The 19,220-nt window shown below is 38.2% G+C and carries 19 protein-coding genes and 1 other annotated feature; of the genes, 3 read left to right on the plus strand and 16 right to left on the minus strand.

Going from position 1 to position 19,220, the window contains the following annotated elements; all coding sequences use genetic code 11:
- Positions 1 to 77 precede the first annotated feature (77 nt).
- The 7 genes from trpA to trpE are packed head-to-tail and all read right to left on the minus strand — an operon-like array spanning position 78 to position 6,475.
- Positions 78 to 863: a tryptophan synthase subunit alpha gene (gene trpA / locus COJ96_RS17010; protein ID WP_098575001.1), complete on the minus strand. Its 786-nt coding sequence runs from the start codon at positions 861 to 863 to the stop codon at positions 78 to 80.
- 3 nt (positions 864 to 866) lie between these two features.
- Positions 867 to 2,066, minus strand: coding sequence for a tryptophan synthase subunit beta (gene trpB, locus COJ96_RS17015; protein WP_098575002.1), 1,200 nt, complete (start codon positions 2,064 to 2,066; stop codon positions 867 to 869).
- A gap of 6 nt (positions 2,067 to 2,072) precedes the next feature.
- Positions 2,073 to 2,690, minus strand: coding sequence for a phosphoribosylanthranilate isomerase (locus tag COJ96_RS17020; protein WP_098575003.1), 618 nt, complete (start codon positions 2,688 to 2,690; stop codon positions 2,073 to 2,075).
- Positions 2,687 to 3,478, minus strand: coding sequence for an indole-3-glycerol phosphate synthase TrpC (gene trpC / locus COJ96_RS17025; protein ID WP_098575004.1), 792 nt, complete (start codon positions 3,476 to 3,478; stop codon positions 2,687 to 2,689). The genes COJ96_RS17020 and trpC overlap by 4 nt, the downstream gene beginning before the upstream one ends.
- The gene (gene trpD, locus COJ96_RS17030; protein WP_098575005.1) at positions 3,479 to 4,507 is read right to left on the minus strand and encodes an anthranilate phosphoribosyltransferase; all 1,029 of its coding nucleotides are present in this window, start codon (positions 4,505 to 4,507) and stop codon (positions 3,479 to 3,481) included.
- A complete protein-coding gene (locus tag COJ96_RS17035; protein WP_098575006.1) occupies positions 4,479 to 5,090 on the minus strand; it encodes an anthranilate synthase component II in 612 nt (203 codons plus the stop codon). Before COJ96_RS17035 ends, trpD begins: the two co-directional genes overlap by 29 nt.
- Positions 5,087 to 6,475, minus strand: coding sequence for an anthranilate synthase component I (gene trpE, locus COJ96_RS17040; RefSeq protein ID WP_098575007.1), 1,389 nt, complete (start codon positions 6,473 to 6,475; stop codon positions 5,087 to 5,089). The genes COJ96_RS17035 and trpE overlap by 4 nt, the downstream gene beginning before the upstream one ends.
- A gap of 61 nt (positions 6,476 to 6,536) precedes the next feature.
- Positions 6,537 to 6,785 (minus strand) — a binding site (T-box leader).
- 222 nt (positions 6,786 to 7,007) lie between these two features.
- On the opposite strand from trpE, the gene bcbE reads away from it, so the two are divergent.
- A complete protein-coding gene (bcbE, locus tag COJ96_RS17050) occupies positions 7,008 to 8,294 on the plus strand; it encodes a bacillibactin exporter BcbE (protein WP_098575009.1) in 1,287 nt (428 codons plus the stop codon).
- A 28-nt stretch (positions 8,295 to 8,322) separates the two neighbouring features.
- Here bcbE and COJ96_RS17055 read toward each other — a convergent pair whose 3' ends face one another.
- The 3 genes from COJ96_RS17055 to COJ96_RS17065 are packed head-to-tail and all read right to left on the minus strand — an operon-like array spanning position 8,323 to position 11,865.
- Positions 8,323 to 10,188 (minus strand): PTS fructose transporter subunit IIABC, encoded by a 1,866-nt coding sequence (locus COJ96_RS17055; protein ID WP_098575010.1) that lies wholly within the window; start codon positions 10,186 to 10,188, stop codon positions 8,323 to 8,325.
- 13 nt (positions 10,189 to 10,201) lie between these two features.
- A complete protein-coding gene (gene pfkB / locus COJ96_RS17060) occupies positions 10,202 to 11,116 on the minus strand; it encodes a 1-phosphofructokinase (RefSeq protein ID WP_098575011.1) in 915 nt (304 codons plus the stop codon).
- Positions 11,113 to 11,865, minus strand: coding sequence for a DeoR/GlpR family DNA-binding transcription regulator (locus COJ96_RS17065; RefSeq protein ID WP_098575012.1), 753 nt, complete (start codon positions 11,863 to 11,865; stop codon positions 11,113 to 11,115). The genes pfkB and COJ96_RS17065 overlap by 4 nt, the downstream gene beginning before the upstream one ends.
- A 302-nt stretch (positions 11,866 to 12,167) precedes the next feature.
- Here COJ96_RS17065 and COJ96_RS17070 point away from each other — a divergent pair, with 302 nt between their 5' ends.
- Positions 12,168 to 12,461 carry a DUF6509 family protein gene (locus COJ96_RS17070; RefSeq protein ID WP_098575039.1) on the plus strand — a complete coding sequence of 98 codons (294 nt, stop codon included), beginning with the start codon at positions 12,168 to 12,170 and terminating at the stop codon, positions 12,459 to 12,461.
- Positions 12,462 to 12,496: 35 nt separating this feature from the next.
- Here COJ96_RS17070 and COJ96_RS17075 read toward each other — a convergent pair whose 3' ends face one another.
- The 4 genes from COJ96_RS17075 to ku all read right to left on the minus strand — a co-directional run bounded on the left by COJ96_RS17075 (position 12,497) and on the right by ku (position 15,277).
- On the minus strand, positions 12,497 to 12,700 hold the full coding sequence (locus COJ96_RS17075) for a cold-inducible protein YdjO-related protein (RefSeq protein WP_180230153.1): 204 nt from the start codon (positions 12,698 to 12,700) through the stop codon (positions 12,497 to 12,499).
- A gap of 182 nt (positions 12,701 to 12,882) precedes the next feature.
- Positions 12,883 to 13,083, minus strand: a complete 201-nt coding sequence (locus COJ96_RS17080) for a cold-shock protein (RefSeq protein WP_066256683.1) — start codon at positions 13,081 to 13,083, stop codon at positions 12,883 to 12,885.
- 290 nt (positions 13,084 to 13,373) lie between these two features.
- A complete protein-coding gene (locus tag COJ96_RS17085) occupies positions 13,374 to 14,336 on the minus strand; it encodes a nucleoside hydrolase (protein ID WP_257148545.1) in 963 nt (320 codons plus the stop codon).
- A gap of 110 nt (positions 14,337 to 14,446) precedes the next feature.
- Positions 14,447 to 15,277, minus strand: a complete 831-nt coding sequence (gene ku / locus COJ96_RS17090; RefSeq protein WP_098575013.1) for a non-homologous end joining protein Ku — start codon at positions 15,275 to 15,277, stop codon at positions 14,447 to 14,449.
- A 129-nt stretch (positions 15,278 to 15,406) separates the two neighbouring features.
- On the opposite strand from ku, the gene COJ96_RS17095 reads away from it, so the two are divergent.
- The gene (locus COJ96_RS17095) at positions 15,407 to 17,251 is read left to right on the plus strand and encodes a DNA ligase D (protein WP_098575014.1); all 1,845 of its coding nucleotides are present in this window, start codon (positions 15,407 to 15,409) and stop codon (positions 17,249 to 17,251) included.
- 8 nt (positions 17,252 to 17,259) lie between these two features.
- Here COJ96_RS17095 and dapF read toward each other — a convergent pair whose 3' ends face one another.
- Both dapF and COJ96_RS17105 read right to left on the minus strand, forming a co-directional pair.
- On the minus strand, positions 17,260 to 18,243 hold the full coding sequence (gene dapF, locus COJ96_RS17100; RefSeq protein ID WP_098575015.1) for a diaminopimelate epimerase: 984 nt from the start codon (positions 18,241 to 18,243) through the stop codon (positions 17,260 to 17,262).
- A 79-nt stretch (positions 18,244 to 18,322) separates the two neighbouring features.
- Positions 18,323 to 19,114 (minus strand): hypothetical protein, encoded by a 792-nt coding sequence (locus COJ96_RS17105; protein WP_098575016.1) that lies wholly within the window; start codon positions 19,112 to 19,114, stop codon positions 18,323 to 18,325.
- Positions 19,115 to 19,220 lie beyond the last annotated feature (106 nt).

The raw sequence follows: 19,220 nt of genomic DNA on the forward strand, positions 1-19,220 counted from the left end.
GTAAACTCATTTCAATTACGTATCTATTATACAGGAAACATCCCTTGCATTCAAGGAAAGACGATTAATCTGTGCGGTTACACCATTTTGGATATTGGTTTAAAAACAGACATTAACTTTTCCATCTCATCCAGTTTTCCGTTATGAAATTGATCGACAATTTTACTGCCAACTATAACTCCATCACAGTGCTTTGTTAAGTCTACTATCTGTTCTTGGCTTGAAATACCGAAGCCCGCCAAGACAGGGATTGGACTTAGAGCTTTTACATTCTGTAAGAATTGATTCAATTCCGAATCATATTCATTTCTCACACCTGTAATCCCCTTAATTGTAACCGTGTATAAAAATCCCTTGCCCTTATTTGCAATGGTTTTGATTCGCTCAATTGGTGTTGTGAGTGTGACAAGCCGAATCAATTCTATTTCAGCTTCTTCTAGCTGCGGTGTAATAATTCCTTCCTCTTCGATCGGTAAATCAGGAATAATACACCCGTCCACACCTGCATTCCGTACATCTTGGACAAATTCATTGATCCCATAGCGATAAATTGGATTTAAATAAGTCATAAGCAGGATAGGAACATTAATTTCCTTTCGTGCCTTTCCAAGTTCTGTAATAATACTTTTAAGCGTTGTACCATTTCCAAGTGATCTAATTCCCGCTTGCTGGATGGTTGGTCCATCGGCCACTGGATCCGAAAATGGAACCCCCACTTCAATGGCCGTTGCACCAAATTTCTCTAATAATTGAAGGCGATCAACCAAGCATTCCAACCCGCCATCTCCTGCCATGATGTAAGGGACAAACGCTTTTCTATTATTCTCTTTCAATGATGCAAAAGTTTTTTCAAAACGGTTCATTTCTTATCTCTCCTCTCTTAAACGTGTTTTCACCGTATCAACATCTTTATCACCGCGCCCTGATAAGCACACTACAATTTTTTGGGATTCGTCCATTTCTGCAGCTAGCTTCACTGCAAAGGCAATGGCATGCGCGCTCTCAAGTGCTGGAATGATTCCTTCAAGTTTAGAAAGAAGCTGAAAAGCGTCTAGCGCTTCTTTATCAGTAATCGAATGGTATTTTGCACGTCCAATATCATGTAAATAGCTATGCTCCGGTCCAATACCAGGATAATCTAGCCCGGCCGAAATAGAATGTGCTTCTTGAACTTGACCATCTTGGTCTTGTAAAAGGTACATGAGTGCTCCATGTAATACCCCCGGACTTCCTTTTGTTAAGGAGGCTGCATGGTACTTTGTATCCACACCCTGTCCAGCTGCTTCTACACCATAGAGATTAACCTCTTCATCCTCGATAAATGGATAGAACATTCCCATCGCATTGCTCCCGCCGCCAATACAGGCTACCACGGCATCCGGAAGCGACTCTTCGCTTAGTTGAAACTGCTGTTTTGTTTCCTTGCCAATCACGCTTTGGAAATCCCTGACCATCTGAGGAAATGGATGCGGCCCCATAACAGATCCCAATAAATAGTGTGTATCATCTACATTTTCTACCCAGTATCTCAACGCCTCATTAACTGCATCCTTTAATGTGGCGCTTCCGGAGGTAACACTAACAACCTTTGCACCCAGCAATTCCATTCTAAAAACATTAAGAGCTTGCCTTTTGATATCTTCTTCACCCATAAAAACGATGCACTCAAGATTTAATAAGGCACAAACGGTCGCGGTTGCTACACCATGCTGGCCAGCTCCTGTTTCAGCGACGATTTTTTTCTTTCCCATTCGTACGGCTAAAAGTGCCTGCCCAATCGCATTATTAATTTTATGGGCGCCTGTATGGTTTAAATCTTCTCTTTTAAGGAAAATCTTAGCTCCTCCGGCATGTCTTGTTAGGTTATCTGCATAATACAATGGGGTTTCTCTACCAACATAGTTTTTTAATAAATCTTGAATTTCCACTTGAAAGGAAGGATCCTTTTTCGCGCTTTCATACGCTTCACCAAGTTCAATTACTGCTTTCATCAATGTCTCAGGGACAAATCTTCCCCCGAAAATGCCAAAGTGGCCTTGCTCATTCGGTAATGTATAAGTGTTCATTCCCTTTTACCTCCCTACAGGTATGCTTTTCGCTTTTTCTATAAATGTTTTAATCTTTTCTAAATCCTTTTTCCCGTTGGTTTCTACCCCCGAGCTAACATCAACCATACATGGTTTGATCATTCTTATCGCTTCTTCCACATTATCAACATGCAATCCACCAGCAAGAATTATATTGTGATTTTTAATTAAGTGAGGATCGACCTCATTCCAATTAAATACCGTTCCATTTCCGCCTCTGTATTTTCCCTTTGGACTGTCTAATAAAATAAATTCACATGGAAAATCGGCCAATGCAGCTAAGCCCTCATTTCCTTGAAAACTAATGGATTTTATAACAGGCAATGACAGCGATTCACTGAAACCTCCTGTTTCATCTCCGTGTAATTGGATATGGGTAAGGCCCACAGAAGCAGCAATTTTCTCTATTTCATCTCTTGTTTCATTTACAAAAACACCGACCTTATACACCTCTTTCGGTAAATGAGCAATAATTTCTTGTGCTTTCTCTATGGTGACCTTGCGCTTACTTTCTGCAAAGACGAATCCAATGGCATCAGCACCATAACGTGCCGCCGTCACACCAGTTTCGATATCAGTAATTCCACAGATTTTCACTTTCATTTCTTGACACCTAAAATAAGTGGCAAGCGAAAGTCTAAAAACGATTGTTTCACATTAGGACTTTTCATTAATGCCTCACCCACTAATATTCCATTGGCTCCTGCATTTCTAACTCGTGCTACATCTTCTTGGTGATGAATCCCGCTTTCACTAATGAGATATGCACCTGAGTTTTTTACCTCCGAGGCTAAGTTCTCAGTTACCTCAAGTGAAACATGAAACGTCTTTAAGTCACGATTATTAACCCCAATCAACTTCGCACCTGTTTTAAGTGCACTTTCCAATTCAGTCTGATTATGAACTTCCACTAATACTTCAAGACCTAATCCCTTCGCATATTGAAAAAGTTCAACTAATCTTTGATCGTCTAATGCAGCTGCAATTAGTAAGATGAGATCCGCCCCATTTGAAGCAGCCAGATTAATTTGCACCTCATCAATAATAAAGTCTTTACAGAGAATCGGCAGATTTACCTGGCTCCGAACCGCTCTTAAATCAGAGAAACTGCCTTTAAAAAAGGTTTGATCCGTTAAAACGGATATAGCCGATGCACCATATTCTTCATAAAGCCCCGCCTGAAAGGCAGGATCAATCGTGTTATTAATGATCCCTTTCGATGGTGATGCCCTCTTAAACTCTGAGATTATCGATATTTGATCAGCTGTTTTAAGCTTTTGAATAAAAGATCTTCTCGGCTTGTTCAATTCAACTTGTTGGAGATTACCTTCACGTAGAATCCGAACTTCTTTTTTCTTTTGGTCAATGATCTTATCTAAGATGGTTGCCACTTATATCGCCTCTTTCTGCCCTGCTGCTTGTGTTTTTTCGATAAGTGTATTTAGTTTTTCATAAGCAGCACCAGAATCAATAATTTCTCTTGCCACCAATATACCCTCTTTAATGGAGTTAGCTTTACCTGCTGTAAATATCCCAAGCCCGGAATTCAGTAACACAGTATCACGGCAAGCGCCCTTTTCCCCTTTTAACACATTGATTAATATTTCAGCGTTTTCCTTAGAATCTCCGCCTCTAATACAACTGTTATCATATTGTGGAAGATTGATTTCTTCTGGGAAGAATGATTGACTTGTAATTACGCCATTCTCTAAAATAGTTAAATGATTTTCCCCTTGCAGAGATGCTTCATCCATAAAGCCTGCTCCATTGATAACAACGGCCCGCTTGCGTCCTAACTTGAAAAGAACTTCAGCAAACACATTCAATAAATCTCTCCGATACACACCCAACAATTGATAGTCCAACTCAATTGGGTTTGTAAGTGGTCCAATAAAGTTAAATATCGTTGGAATCTTTAATTGTTTTCGAACGCTCATAACTTTCTTTAATTTTGGATGAACATTTGGCGCGAATAAAAAGGATAAGCCGATTTCCTGCAGAATTTCTTCTGTTCTTTCTGCTGACAAATTTAAATTAATCCCTAAGTATTCAAGTACATCAGCACTACCCGTTTTACTCGAAACACTTCGATTGCCATGCTTGGCAACCGGAATCCCCGCACCGGCAATCACAAAAGCAGAAGTAGTACTCACATTAAAACTGGAAGACCCATCTCCTCCGGTTCCACAATTATCTAGAACGCCAGAGAATTTCTCATTAAATTTCAGTGTATTTGCCTTCATTGCTTTAACTATTCCGGTAATTTCTTCGACTGTTTCTCCTTTTGATTTCAAGCCCATTAAGAAGGCAGCAATTTCAGATTCTGAAACCTCTTCCCCTAAAATGAAACTAACGGCTTCTTTCATTTGTTTTTCAGAAAATGATTCACGTTCAGCTAATTGGAGTAAATAATTCTTCATTTTTCTTCATCCTCTCTATCTCATTTAAAAAGTTATTTAGGATTTGTTTGCCTGTAGGAGTACCTATCGACTCCGGATGAAACTGCAGACCAAAAACAGGATAGTCACGATGCCTGATTGCCATAATTTCCTGATCATCGTCCGAGTGTGCAATCCTTTCGAGCACTTCAGGAATACTACTCTTTTCAATGATTAATGAATGATACCGCATCACTTCTAATGGGCTTGGCAGGCCTTCAAATAATCCATCGCACCGATGCGATATGAACGATGTTTTACCATGCTTGATTAGGGGTGCCCTTTTAATCTCACCACCGAATGCTGCACCGATCGCTTGATGACCGAGGCAAATTCCTAAGATAGGGATCTTATTAAAAAATGTTTGAATTACTTCGATGCAAATTCCGGCATTCTCCGGCTTCCCTGGTCCCGGGGAAAGAATGATTGCTTTAGGGTTTAATTCCTTGATTTGTTCCATGCTTAGCTGATTATTCCTAAAAACTGTTATTTGTTCCCCAAGTTCCCCTAGATATTGATAGAGGTTGAATGTAAACGAGTCAAAATTATCAATTAGTAAAATCATTTCTCACCCTCCAAGAAAGAGTTTAGTTTGTTTATCGTCTCTTGATATTCGGACTCTGGATTCGAATCATATACAATCCCAGCCCCAGCTTGTATATAAGCCGAACCCTCTTTTAAAATCGTCGTTCGAATCGCAAGGGCAAAATCCATATTTCCATCCGCGGATATATATCCAACAGCTCCTGAATATAACCCTCGTTTTGACTTTTCCAATGAGTTAATAATCTCCATCGCACGAACCTTTGGGGCACCTGAAACAGTCCCGGCCGGAAGACAGGCAGCGAGGGCATCTATGGCTGTCTTGTCGGATTTTAAATGACCGCTTACTTCTGAGACAAGGTGCATCACATGTCGGTATTTCTCCACCGCCATATACTTATCCACTTGAACGGACCCAAATTCGCAAATTTTTCCGAGGTCATTTCTGCCAAGATCAACTAGCATCTTATGCTCCGCTAGTTCCTTTTCATCATTTTTCAATTCTTGTTCAATCAACAAATCTTCTTCATTTGTCCTCCCTCGTCTTTTTGTACCTGCGATAGGATTCGAAATAACTGTTTGTGCTCTTGTTTTAATTAAGCTCTCTGGAGATGAACCAATCACGGTATACCCGTCAAAGTCAATATAGAACATATAGGGTGTTGGATTATTAGCCCGATGTTTGCGATAAAGTGATAATGGATCTCCGTTAAAAGCTGATTTCATCCTCCTAGAAAGAACCACTTGAAAAATATCACCAGCTAATATATGTTCCTTCGCGATTTCTACATTTTTGATAAAAGTTTCTTTTGTTGTTTCAGAGTCAAAGCCTGAAAAATCAAATGGCTCTTCTGTTGGGTAAAAAGTAGGCTGCTTGAGTTCCTCTATTCTGCGATTGATTCTTTTCTCAATTACAGCGGTGTCGCTCTCCTTCGTTAAAGGACAACCACAAATCAAAACCTTGTCTTGAAGATGATCAAAGACGATAACTTCTTCATAAAACATTAAGTGTACATCCGGCATTTCCATACCGTTTGGAAATTCTTCTCCTATCACTTCATACTGCCTAATAATGTCATAGCCTACAAATCCAACTGCGCCTCCAATAAATGGGAAGGGATACTCTTCAAAATCCATGGGGGGGATTAGTTTCTTTAACACTTCTAGAGGATTACCCTTTATCACTTCATTTTCACCATTCTCTTTTAGAATCTCATTCCGATCCCCCCTCGAAATAAGTTCAAATGCAGGCTCTGCTCCAATAAAGGAATATCGGCCAGAGGCATTGTACTTATGTGAGCTTTCTAATAGGAATTTCTTTTTCCCATTTATTTTTTTTAAGATGGAGATGGGTGTAAGCGTGTCTCCTTTAATTTCTTTTATGAAAAAATCCATTTTAGTTTTCATGTTTGGACCCCCTTCTAAATAAAAAAAAATCGTCCTCTATATGCGCAAAAATTTTACGCATATAGAGGACGATTCTATGGTCGTGGTGCCACCTCTGTTTGAAGCAGCCGATTGCTCTGCTTCCTCTTCAGATACGGAACAAACTGTTCGATATCCTATCCTTTTAACGGTGGAGACCCGTGCATCCCTACTTAGATTCAAGATGCCTCTCACAAGTCCATTCCACAAATCCTTTCTTATCGGGCTCCCACCTCCCCCGACTCTCTTAGAAGAAATAAATAAGTGTACTCCTCTTGTTCAACGAGTTAATTATTTAACTTTGATTTATATCCTACGCAAATTTCTCTCTAAAGTCAAGGGAAAAATTCATAAATTTTTTAATTAATTTGAAAATTAGTTTTTCCGTTCTATTTTACAATCCACTAGCTTATTTTTTTATTTATTCCAGTTAAAGGATATTCCAACAAGGTTTTTTTATACTGAATAAGCAAATAGTAATAGTAGCAAATAACGAAGGCGGGATTGAAGATTAATGGAGCATATTGAACATTTAAGCCAAAATCCAAAAGCTGCCAAAAAGAAACTATCAGCAGCGGGACAAAAGCGATCGAATGAAATAGCTAATCAGAAGTGGGCAATCATCTCACTGTCTTCCATTCCACTAGTCATGACGTTGGGTAATTCGATGTTAATTCCAGTTCTACCTTCAATGGAAAAAAAGTTGTCGATTTCTTCCTTTCAAACCAGTATGGTTATTACTGTTTATTCGATTGTTGCTATTTTCCTAATACCTGTTGCCGGATACTTATCAGATCATATTGGTCGAAAAAAGGTCATTATCCCAAGCCTTATCATTGCTGGAATTGGAGGGCTGATTTCAGGTTTTGCTGCATGGAAAATGGATGATGCTTATTGGATTATTTTAGCTGGCCGTGCACTTCAGGGGGTTGGAGCTGCTGGAGCAGCTCCAATCGTTATGCCATTGGTTGGGGATATGTTTAAAAATGAGGATGATGTTAGCTGTTGTCTGGGTTTAATAGAAACATCGAATACGTTTGGAAAGGTATTAAGCCCTATTTTAGGGGCTTTTCTTGCGGGATTCATTTGGTTTATGCCGTTTTTTTCCTTTCCTGTATTTTGTGCCATTTCTGTTTTGATGATTATGTTCTTGGTCAAAAGTCCAAAATCAACACAGAAACCCATTCCATTTAAAGATTTTTTCATCAATGTGAAGAAAACCTTTACTGAAAAGGGACGCTGGCTTTACGCCATCTTTTTTATTGGTGGAATTTTAATGTTTGTCCTTTTTGGAATTTTGTTTTATCTGTCTGAGCTTTTTGAAAAGGAATATGGCATTAAGGATATCAAGAAAGGTTTCTTTCTAGCTTTACCACTTGGTGCTCTTTGTTTATCCTCGTTTATTAGCGGAAAAGTGATTAAAAAAAATAAAGTTCTCATGAAGTGGATGACATTCGGAGGTGTGATTGCTACAGCCCTATCGATTGGTGCCTTGTGGATTTCAATAAAACTTTGGTACGTAATTACCATGTTTCTTATTAGCGGAATAGGTATTGGATTAGGGCTACCTTGTCTAGATGCCTTGATTACTGAGGGTGTTGAAAAGGAAGAAAGAGGCACCATTTCATCCATTTATAGTTCAATGAGATTTATTGGAGTGGCGGCGGGACCACCAATTATTGCATTGTTACTAAAGCAAGAAACCCATTGGATTTTTATCCTATTAGGTAGTTTAAGTATTATTACAGCCCTTGTCGCATTAATGGCAATCAAACCCACTGCACAAGACCAAAAGAGCTGAGGAAAGTCCTCAGCTCTTTATATACATATTATTTTACTGGTTTTTTTAGAAGACCGATTAATAATGCTGATACAATAGAGCCCACTACAATGGAAAGTGCATAAAGTAGGGCACCATTTTCTACCAATGGGACAACAAATATTCCGCCGTGTGGGGCACGGAGACCAATTCCGAATGCCATCGATAGTGCACCAGCGATGGCCGAACCAGCCATTACAGAAGGAATGACACGTAATGGATCAGCCGCTGCAAAAGGGATCGCGCCTTCGGTAATGAAGGATAAGCCCATGACATAACACGCTTTTCCTGCATCTTTGTCTTGATCATTAAATTTATTTTTGAAGAATGTCGTTGCAAGTGCAATAGCTAGCGGCGGGACCATACCAGCAGCCATAATTGCCGCCATTGGTTCATAGACTCCACTTGCTAATAATCCTGTTCCAAATACATAGGCAGCCTTGTTAACTGGTCCACCCATATCGAATGACATCATAAGTCCTAGTACTATACCCAATAATACGGCATTCCCTGTTCCAAGACCTGTTAACCAATCAGCAATTTCCTTGTTCACCCATGCAACTGGATTGTTTACGACATAATGCATTAAAAATCCGGTTATCGCAATGCCAAATAGGGGATAAAGTAAGATACTTTTAATTCCTTCAAGAGAACGTGGTAGGCCTGCAAACAGTTTCTTTAACAGTAAGACAATGTAACCTGCTAGAAAACCTGCAACTAAACCGCCAAGGAAACCGGCTCCACCATGAGCCGCCATCATACCGCCTACCATACCTGGGGCGAAACCTGGACGATCAGCAATACTGAGGGCAATAAAGCCTGCAAGTACTGGAACAATTAATGCGAATGCATTATCCCCACCAATGGCCTTAATAACGGCTGCAATAGGGTTATAGGATGGGTCATCTGGATTAGCAGAATTATATCCGAACATAAAGCTAATCGCGATTAATATTCCTCCTCCAACCACGAAGGGAAGCATATTTGAAACGCCATTCATCAGGTGCTTGTAAAAGCCTGTACGAGATCCTTTTTGATCCTCTGTTTTTTCACTTTGCCCGTTATTCCCCTTAAAAATTGGTGCGTCTTGTTTAACCGCTTTGTCGATCAATTGCGCAGGGCGACGGATTCCTTCTGCTACCGCTGCTTGTATTACGTGCTTACCCTTAAACCTTTCCATCTCGACATTGATATCTGCAGCGATAATGACTGCTGTCGCATTTTCAATTTCTTCTTTAGTTAAGACATTTTTTGCTCCTCCTGAGCCATTTGTCTCAACCTTAATATCAACACCCAATTCAGCTGCCTTTGCTTTTAAAGAATCAGCTGCCATATAGGTGTGGGCAATACCCGTTGGACACCCTGTTACAGCTACAATTAAATTATTCTTAGTTTCTTTTGTTACGGTTTCCTGTTTATCTTCTTTATCATAGCGGTTTATAGTATCAAGGATTTCCTCAGGAGTTGTTGCCTTTAATAACTCATAACGAACTTCCGCTTTCATTAACAATCCTGAGAGCCGTGCTAATGCTTCTAAATGTGTATTATTCGCACCATCTGGAGCAGCAATCATAAAAAATAAATGTGCTGGTTTTCCATCCAATGATTCATAATTAACACCTGCCGCTGATTTCCCAAAGACAATGGCTGCTTCATTTACTACTTTTGTTTTCGCATGAGGGATAGCGATTCCATCACCAATACCAGTGGTACTTTGTTCTTCACGCTTTAAGATGGCTGCTTTAAATTCAGCACGATCAGAAATTTTCCCCGCCTTTGAAAGGACATCAACCAACTGATCAATTGTTGCTTCTTTTTGATTGCCTTCTATATTTAAAAGAATCGTATTTTTAGATAACAATTCAGTAATTTTCATGATTTTCTCTCCCTTAAAGGATCTCTTTTATATGAACTTGTGGCAGGAGTTCTTCAACTTCTTCTTTGGTACATAAACCAAGTGAGAAGGCTGTTGCACTTCCTGAGGCCACGCTATAGCGAAAAGCTTCCTCAATATTTCGAGTTTTTACATAGGCTGCTAAGAAACCTGCGACCATTGAGTCACCTGCACCTACTGAATTTTTTACTTCTCCTTTTGGAACTTCTGCCAAAAGTGTTGTTTCACTATTAATCAGCACCGCCCCAGCGCCAGCGAGCGAAATTATTACATTTTTCGCACCCATCTCTACGAGCCTTTTCCCAAATGGAATGACTTCTTCAGCAGTAGTAATAGTTGCATCAAATAATTCCCCAAGCTCGTGATGATTTGGTTTGATTAATAATGGACGATAAGGAAGAACTTTTTTTAATAAATCCCCTTCTGCATCCACCACAAATTGTGCACTGCTTTCACTGCAGATTTTGACCAGTTCCTCGTAGGTAGTTTTCGGTAAACTACTAGGAATGCTTCCTGCCAGTACCAATAAATCATCGGCACTTAGTTTCTTTATTTTTTGTTTTAATAATGAAAAGTTTTCTGCCGTGATTTCCGGTCCATTTGCATTAATCTCTGACTCTTGACCCGTTTTTAGTTTTACGTTGATTCGTGTATCTTCATCAACCTGGACAAAATCTGTTTCAATCAGTTCCTTTTGAAGATACTGTTCAATGTACGCACCGGTAAAACCACCAATAAAACCTAGTGCTATACTGCTTGTGCCAAAATGCTTCAAAACTGTTGACACATTGATTCCTTTCCCACCTGGAAATTTTGCTTCCTCCACTGTCCTGTTTAATTCCCCGAGCTGAAAGCTCTCTAGTTTAACGATATAATCAACAGAGGGATTTAACGTTAATGTGTAAATCATGTTGTCACAACCTTTATTGTAGTTCTATTTAAGTACTGCTTTTGTGTTTCGTCATCTAATTCATTCGTGATAATGACTGCTTCGTGAATATCAGCAATCTTGGAAAATGAAATTTCAGCAAATTTTGTATTATCCGATAGCACAAATGTCTCTCTTGAAAGAGCCATTGCCTTTTGTTTTACCAAAGCTTCCTCCTGATCCGGTGTTGTATAGCCGAATTGCGGATGAATACCATTCACACCCATGAAACATTTATCAAAACGGTAAAGGTCCAAACCTGCTAAAGCTCCTCTTCCGATAAATGCATTGGTATTAGGCTTTGCCAAGCCCCCAATTAAGTAAGTGGATATACCTTTATCTAATAAAGGTTTTAAATGCATTAAGCCATTCGTGACTACAACGATATCCTTAAAGTTCAAGAATTCTATCATTTCAATAACTGTTGAGCCAGCATCAAGGTATATGCTATCACCTTCGTCCACTAAACTGGCTGCATATTGTGCAATCAACCGCTTTGCTTGAAGGTTTTTGGATGATTTCTCAATCATACTGGGTTCTTGAAGTTTACCTTGTAATCTTGAGGCACCTCCATGAATTCTCTTTAAAAACTTTTGTTCCTCTAATTGTGAGAGGTCACGTCGTATAGTTGACTCCGAAGACTCTGTTAACTCCATAATTTCATTAATTTTTATTACATTTTTCTCTTTTAATAATTGCATGATAATCCGATGACGTTCTGGTGTTAACATGTCATCACCACCTAGTTTTTTTATTCGGTAACTACATAATACTGAAACCGATTGCATATTTCAATCATTTTCTTTCAAAACCAATCATTTTTTGAATGTTTTTGAACGTTTTCTGAAAGTTCATAAATTACCACATTATAATATTTAGGTTTTCCTGTTTTTCAATATATAAAAAAAACGCCAGAGATTTATGGCGTTATATATAAAAATCACAATATACGCTAAACATATCAAAATTGATTCAATTTTTTCTTGTTGAAACAAAAATGTGTATAATAGGATGGATGAATATTTTGCAGAGGATGATACACTTGAACATTACGGGACACACAGTTGAAAAATTAGAAGATCCATTCGGTTTATTATCAGGTGACCGCTATGAGTTTTTCCTCGAACTAGAGGTTGATGAAGAAGATGAGCTATATTCGGATAAAGGAATTGGCCTAAGAACTATTTTCGTTAGCGATGAAAATGGTGAGAAAATCACCAATTTTTACCTTTATGAACAAGGGAGTGAAAATGTTCTAGACTTTGTACTTGAGGAAGATGAAGAGGCACTGGTCCTTGCCTATTGTAAAGAGCATGCATCAGAATAAAAAACAGGGAGTGATTAATCACTCCCTGTTTTTTATTACATAAAGTTTTTACTATGGTTATGAATCACTTGTAATTCTTTTGTTGTTAAACTCATTTCACTTTTACAAATCGGGCATAATGGCACATCCGTGCTTTTAAAATTGTCACGTACCCAGCATTTACAAGTTGCTGAGTTACACACCCATATTTTCGTTTCTTCTAATTTGATTTCCTCATCACTTTTTCTACCAAACGCCAAAACGATCACCCCTTATAATTAGTGCATGACTGTTTTTACTCTTTTGTTTGTTAGCTAAATAACATGGAAATACATCATTTAGCAGTGTTCCATTGCCAACTGAAACTAGTTTATCAAATATAAATTTTATAGATAAAAAGGTGATGCTAAATCTAATGCATCACCTTTTTATTTTAATAGAATTAAACTGTTTTAACGTTAGAAGCTTGTGGTCCACGAGCACCTTCAACGATTTCGAATGATACTGATTGGCCTTCTTCTAAAGTTTTAAAGCCTTCTGATTGAATTGCTGAAAAGTGAACAAATACGTCTTGACCGCCATCTGCTTCGATAAATCCAAAACCTTTTTCTGCATTAAACCATTTAACTTTACCGTTATTCATGAATTAACCCCCAAAATAATTGTTCACTTTAATTTTCAGTTAAAAAAAATAAAAAAGACGTACTGACACGTTCGGGTAATAGACATCACCCACATGTTCGTGCAGTTACGGCTACTGAAACCAATATATATTTAACCAACTTAAAAGCGTACCTTCATTTTAACAGATTTTGGCCATACCGTCAATTTGAATTTCAAAAACCAGGAAATTCAGAGAAAATATTTCAGTATAATAATAACTTGTAAAACTTGTCTCATACTAACAGTATATGAAACTCGAAGTTAGTTTCATTATTCCTTATTAAATTCACCTTGTAAGAATATTTCTACAAAGTTGACAGAAAATTTCGTTACATCAATTTCCATCCCGATGTTATCAAGTGTTTCAGTGGGTTCCTGATCTGGCTTTGGTCGAAAGTCTGCCATGCTTTTTCCCTTGGCATTCCCAAATTGTTCCACTCTCACTCGTTTTGGGATATATTTCACTAAATCAGGTTCAGTTAGCGCCATCAGCGGTACTACGTCATGAAGCGGTGCTCCTTTTATACCCGGGACATTTTTCTGATAGGCTTTAAAGTAATAATCAAAAGCCGGTTTTAATAGCGGGCGGAAAGGTGTGGGGCTGTTTTGGCTAAGAAAGTCCATAATTTCGGGCGTGATGAGTGCTTTATTGGTAACATTTAATGGGTATAAGTTGATATTATGTGCTTTTTCCATCACCGTATGTGCAGCAATTGGGTCAACATAAAAATTAGCTTCGGCTTCAGCACTAATATTCCCTGGGACTAAAAAAGCCCCACCCATAATAAAGAAAGCATTTACTCCTTTAAGTGCTTCATTTCCATATAAGATAAACATTAAGGCTAACTCGGTCAATCTCCCTACCGAAACAATTATAAGGTTACCTTCATATTGGGTTACTATCTCACTGATTTTGTTTATGTCATATACCTTCACATTCTTTATTGTATCAGGAGGTTTAATAGGTCCTAATCCTTCTTCGCCATGTATCTCCGGGTAATATGTAATCGGTTCACCTAATAACGGTCCTGCGGTGCCTGCAATAATTGGAATATCAGCTCTGCCGCCTAATGTTAACAAGTAGGCTGTATTTTTAACTGATTTGTCCTTTGGTGTATTGCCATAACCACTGACAATACCCACTAGGTTGATTTTTGGATTTAATAAGGCATACATTATGGCAAAAGAATCATCAATCCCCGGATCAGCAATCATGAGCACATTGTAAGCCAAAAGTATCTCCCCCAAAAAATTATATTTCTAAAAAATATGCTTATTTTTTGGATGAAAGAACTAATATAAAAACCGATTCATGGATTCGAATCGGTTTTGTCAACACTTCCCTATGCTCGTTTTTTGACTCTTGGCGCTGCTTTCTTTCTTAGCGCAGCCGTTTTTGGAGGCTTCGTCCGGTCAATGGATGCTTGTAATGCCGCCATTAAGTCTGTAACATTTGAAGCGACTTCCTTCGTTGCTGCTGATACGGTTTCTTGTCCTTTTCGTTTCGATTCAATTAGTTCAAGTAATGCAGTTCTGTAATCATCCGTATATTTTTCAGGGTTAAAATCTGATGTCAATTGATCAATCAACATGATTGCAGTATCAAGTTCTCTTTCGGTTACCTTATCATCAGCAGGTACACTTGGCACATCACCCGCTTTTCGAACTTCATCCGGATAATGGATGGTTTCCATGATTAACACATTTTCATACACACGTATAACTGCTAATTGCTCTTTCGAACGGATGATAATCTTGGCAAGACCGACTTTTTTTGACTCTAGTAATGCTTTTCTCAGCAGGGAATAGGCTTTACCTCCCCCCTCGCTTGGAGACATAAAATAACTGCGATCGTAGTAAATTGGATCAATTTGTTCCATTTTAACAAAATCAATAATTTCAACTGCTTTATCCTCATTTTCCTTACGTAACTTTTCAAGCTCTTCATTATCCAGAACGACAAATTTCCCTTTTGTATACTCATACGCTTTAACGATATCCTCTGGTTTCACTTCTTCCTCGCAGACAGAACAAATTTTCTCATATTTAATCGGAGCATGACATTTGTTATGCAGGGTCCGAAGTTTGATATCTTTATCTTCTGTTGCCGTATGGAGTTTGATGGGTATATTTACAAGCCCGAAACTAATACTTCCCTTCCACATCGTATGCATATTTATTTCTCCAATCTTTTTGTTATTATTTTGCGTTCCCAAGACATTCACATTCCTAAAAACATTTGGAAAAGAATGAATCTAAGTATTTTTAAACAAAATAAATGAAAAAGAAGGGACCATTTATCCATGAAGCCGATGCTGCCCAGCCTTACATTTGATCTCCCTGTTCATCCTGAATGGCTCTACGAAGTAAAATATGATGGATTTCGAGCCCTTTTAGAATGGAGTTCTCATGGAATTGAACTTATTAGCCGGAATGAAAAATCTCTTCTCCCCCAATTCCCAGAAATAAAGGAATTTTTATTAAAACACGAAAATCACTTTAAACCGTTTCTACCACTACAATTAGACGGAGAACTTGTCTCATTAGAAAACACACACAAAGCCAATTTCGCGATGATTCAAGTGCGCGGACGATTAAGATCAGAAAAAAAGATTCGCGAGCAAGCCAGTAAATCCCCTTGTCGCCTAATGGTGTTTGACATACTGAAAAGCGCTGGGAAATCATTACGTTCACTTGATTTTCAACAACGCAAAAAGGAACTCATCAAATTGTTCGAAAAAGTCGGCTTTGAACTTGAGGCTGACCCCTACAACGAACAACTCCTTCAACTTGTTCAGGCACATGAAGAATTTGAGCCGCTTTGGGAAAAAGTTGTATTGTCTGATGGGGAAGGAATTATTGCCAAACAAAAAAACAGTCTTTGGGAGGAGGGAAAACGCTCCCTACAGTGGTTAAAGTATAAAAATTGGAAATATGTAAGTTGTTTTATCAACGCATATGATAAAACCAATGGATATTTTTATGTAAGTGTTTATAAGGACAAAAAAATCCATCCAATAGGTCAGGTCCTATTCGGATTTAAACCAGAAGAAAAACAAGCACTTCAACACACAATAAAACAAAATATGCTTCGTGAAGAAGCTCAATTAATAATTGTCGAACCGGCCATATGCCTGGAGGTGAAATATTTAGAGCTTTATGAAAACCAACTTCGTGAACCCCATTTTGATCGATTTCGCTTTGATTTAGAACCTACTGAGTGTACATATGATCGTTTTATCTATGCACAAAAAAACCTGCCTGGGGACCTTGATATAACCCACCCAGATAAACCATTATGGGAAAAATTAGCGATTAAAAAAGCAGACTATATTCACTACTTGCGAGAAATTTCACCCTATATACTGCCCTTTTTGAACAATCGCTTATTAACCGTCATCCGCTATCCGCACGGGATGTTCGGTGAAGCGTTTTATCAAAAAAACTGTCCAGATTATGCGCCAGAATTTGTGCAAAAACACACAGATGATGGGATTGACTATATCCTCTGCAATAATTTAAAAACACTCGTTTGGCTTGGCAATCAATTAGCAATTGAGTTCCACATCCCCTTTCAAACCACCGATAGCAGGGGACCAAGTGAGATTGTATTTGATTTAGATCCGCCCTCTATTGAGCACTTTCAATTGGCGGTAAAAGCAGCACTGTTAATCAAAGAAGTCATCGATCAATTAAATTTAATTGGTTTCATTAAAACGTCTGGAAACAAAGGATTACAAATCTACCTGCCTTTGCCGGAGAATGAATTTACTTATGACGATACAAGATTATTTACAAGTTTTATTGCTGAATATTTGATTTCAAAAGATCCTAATTCCTTCACGATTGAACGAATGAAGAAAAACCGCGGTAACAGGCTTTATGTTGATTATGTGCAGCATAGCGAAGGGAAAACAATCGTTGCCCCCTATTCGATGCGGGGAAACGAACATGCTGGTGTTGCCACGCCCCTTTATTGGGAGGAAGTAACTGAAAAACTCAAACCTGTTTCGTTTAATATGGAAAATGCATTAAAGCGAATTCGCCAACAAGGAGATCCTTTTACAGATTATTTTCAATCAAAATCGATACAACCATTTGGACCTGTGTTGGAGGTATTAAAAAATGGGGCAAACAAAAAAGGATAGGGCTGACCCTATCCTTTCATATTCGTTTCAACAAACTTTTTTGCTTCATTTTGCAATTGCTCATAAGTTCCCTGCTCAGAAAGTTCTGTTTTAGATGAAATTGTAAATGAATGATTCTCTAAATCCACATTTACTGTAGCATTATAAAGATAGGTGGCATTGCCTATTAGGTCAATCGTGTATTTACCCTCGCTTTCATGGGCTACACATTGAACTTTTCCACCATTATTATAAACATTAACGACGTTTTCCAATTTATTTAATTCCAGTAAACAAGTAACGAGGGTGGATGCTGACATGGCAGTCCCGCAGGCATTAGTAAAACCTACACCACGCTCAAATGTTCTAACATATATAGCACCAGGTTGTAAATGTTTAACAAAGCTTACATTAACACCGTCTGGGAACAAATGATTGGGACCATTTACTTTTTCACTAAGATGTTTTTGCAGGTCACCTTCAAGGTGTTCTGCTTCAACAATAGCAATGAGGTGCGGATTAGGAACAGCAAGTGCGGTAAACCTTAAATCTGCTGATAGTTCCTCAATTTTTTCATTGAAAAGGGTCGGTTTATTTAAATTTAAAGGGAGAGCTTTTAATTCAAACAACACAGGGGAAATTTCCACTTGGTAAGTATGAATATCTGGTAAAAGTTCATTTTGTTTGCTCACTTTTAAATTTGCTTTCATTGTTTCAATGACAGCTTTATTTTGACCAAGGTGTTCACATACATATCTTGCAACAAGACGCAATCCATTTCCACACATGGATGCTTCCGACCCATCTGAGTTAAAGACACGCATTCTTGCGTCTGCATGTTTGCTATTCATCACGAAAAGAATTCCATCAGCCCCTAATACAGACTGACGATTACATAACATTCTCGCGAGATCTGCTCGTTCACTCTCAGAAAATTCATATTGATTCGACATTTCATCGATAATTAGAAAGTCATTTCCCGATCCATGACCTTTAATTAATTGGACTTCCATTGTTATCCCCCTACTACCTTGATATAAGTATTCTATTTATCATACCAAACAATGTTCGTGAGGGAAACTGTCGAAACTTCTATCTTTCGATAAAATATTCATTAATCAAAAATGACATCCGAAGGAGTTTGTCTTGTTCAGATAAACTCTCTCTAATGGAAAGTACCGGTGTATTCGGCTCTGGAAACAAGGGGCTCCACTCCAATGGCATCCATCCACGACGAAGACGTGCTTCCTGAAAGTGATCGTGGTTTATGAATTGTTCATCCATAAAAGCAACAGCACCTTCTACTGCACCAATATACTTTCCTTTCGAATCTATTAATTCCTTTTTGGATGTTCTCCAATCCTTTTTACTTCGCTCAAAACTGCCTAAATATTGCCTTCGATGATTAAATACCTCTATTTTTATCGTTTTTCCACCATTAACCTTATAGTAACCTATGGCTTGGTTCTGGTTCTCCATCGAATAGAGTGCATAAATTTTTGAAAAGGAAAGTTTCTTCGTCCCACTGCCTCGGTACCTCTTAATCATTCCAGCAAGATGCCCGTTCGGAAAGTAAAATAGCAGCCTAGAAGATTTAGTGTTCAGGAAGAAAACTAGTAAATGGCGTGATTCAAATAAAGACCTTCTTCCGGCCTCAGATTTCTTCAGCTGTCTGTCAATTGAAATCGACTGCCGTCTTCTAAATAGATAGAATTGGAAACTAACCAAACTATAGATAAGAAATGGGATCGTTAATAACATGATTTCTTTTGTTTTAAAAATAGTAAGGTTGCCAGCGATGATTATGATGACTGGCAATAGTGAAGCAATACTACCATTTAAGTTCAAATGAGCTGTATCCCGGTAATATTCATTTATTTTCATCTAGAAAACTCCTTATCAATTCCTCTTTTCTTAGTTTATTTACTATAAACCAAAAAAATGATAGAAGTTTGCAATTACACTAAAAAAGAAGAAACGAAATGGTCTC

Source organism: Bacillus sp. AFS073361, assembly GCF_002567005.1.
Taxonomy (GTDB): domain Bacteria; phylum Bacillota; class Bacilli; order Bacillales; family Cytobacillaceae; genus Neobacillus.